The 1,364-nt window shown below is 45.7% G+C and carries 2 protein-coding genes; both read left to right on the top strand.

The genetic code is table 11. The features are described from left to right. On the top strand, nucleotides 1-858 hold an 858-nt coding region (locus GY683_RS03150; RefSeq protein ID WP_297287363.1), incomplete at its 5' end, for an NAD(P)H-hydrate dehydratase. Further along, nucleotides 858-1,316, top strand: coding sequence for a tRNA (adenosine(37)-N6)-threonylcarbamoyltransferase complex ATPase subunit type 1 TsaE (gene tsaE, locus GY683_RS03145; RefSeq protein ID WP_297287362.1), 459 nt, complete (start codon nucleotides 858-860; stop codon nucleotides 1,314-1,316). The genes GY683_RS03150 and tsaE, both read left to right, overlap by 1 nt. The last annotated feature ends 48 nt before the right edge of the window (nucleotides 1,317-1,364 follow it).

Raw genomic sequence — 1,364 nt, 5'->3', positions numbered from 1 at the left:
GAGATTTATAAAAAGGTTAAAGCGACTGCCACTCGACTGGATTATCACGTTTTAAAAACGTCATTGCCTAAACGTTCACGAACCGCCCATAAAGGCTTATTTGGACATCTGTTGGTTATCGGCGGAGATAGCGGGATGATAGGGGCTGCACGTTTGGCAGCAGAAGCGGCGGCTAGGGTAGGTGCAGGGCTTATCAGTGTAGCGACTCGTGCTAACCATGCCGCGCTTCTGAATATCACACGCCCAGAAATTATGAGTCATGGCGTGGAAACGGTAGAAGAACTTGAGCCGCTTTTAGATAAAGCCAATGTGGTTGCCATTGGTCCTGGATTGGGTCAATCAAGTTGGGCGCAAGGACTGTTAAAGGCTGTAGAGGAATTACAAAAGCCTATCGTTGTAGATGCCGATGCCCTTAATTTACTCGCTAAAACCCCTTTTCGTTTTTACAATAGCGTGTTGACTCCGCATCCAGGGGAGGCTGCCCGCTTATTGGAAATGTCCACTGCTGAGATTCAGGCAGATCGATTTGCTGCTGTACGCGCCCTGCAAGTACGCTTTGGCGGTGTGTGTCTTCTCAAAGGGGCTGGTACATTAGTGGCTGATGCTAATAACCAAGTGGGAATTTGCACAGTCGGCAATCCAGGTATGGCTTGCGGTGGTATGGGCGATGTACTTACGGGAGTCATTGCTGGTTTACTGGCACAAGGTTTTTCTACCATAGAAGCGGCGCATTTAGGTGTCTGTTTGCATGGTAAAGCAGGGGATCATGCGCTTGTCATTTATGGCGAGCGCGGTTTATTAGCAAGTGATTTATTACCCTGGTTACGTTATTACGCTAATCCAAAATTGAAATCATAATGGAACTTATTCCTACAGCCACCGCTATGGAAAATTTTGGCTGCCATTTAGCACGAGCTTGTCATCATCGCGCTATTTTACATTTATGCGGAGATTTAGGAGTTGGAAAAACCACATTGGTAAGAGGGTTTTTACAGGCACTGGGACACAGGGGTATAGTAAAAAGTCCCACTTATACGTTAGTTGAACCTTATCAAATTGGTGAATATCAGATTTACCATTTTGACTTCTATCGTTTAGGTGATCCAGAAGAATTGGAATATTTGGGCATACGCGATTATATTGATGGGAATGTCTTATGCTTAATTGAATGGCCAGAAAAAGGGGGCGCTTTCACGCCCGCACCTGATGTGCAAATTCAGTTATCCCATCACGCCGAAGCCCGTCTTTTGGAATTAAAAGCCTGTAGCGAAATAGGGCAGAGTATTATTGCTCATCATAAGCGAATGGCGGATTGAGTGATGTAACGCTTCCCCACCAGACACAGTCAATGCCATTAAGTTAAG

The organism is Moraxella sp. (assembly GCF_024227015.1).
Lineage (GTDB): Bacteria > Pseudomonadota > Gammaproteobacteria > Pseudomonadales > Moraxellaceae > Moraxella.
The sequence above is the reverse complement of the archived record's forward strand: the minus strand, read 5'-3'. Positions and strand labels throughout refer to the sequence as shown.

Bases quoted from the DNA above. Each gene is read 5' to 3' on its own strand.
- tsaE (WP_297287362.1), top strand. From the start codon at position 858: ATGGAACTTATTCCTACAGCCACCGCTATGGAAAATTTTGGCTGCCAT.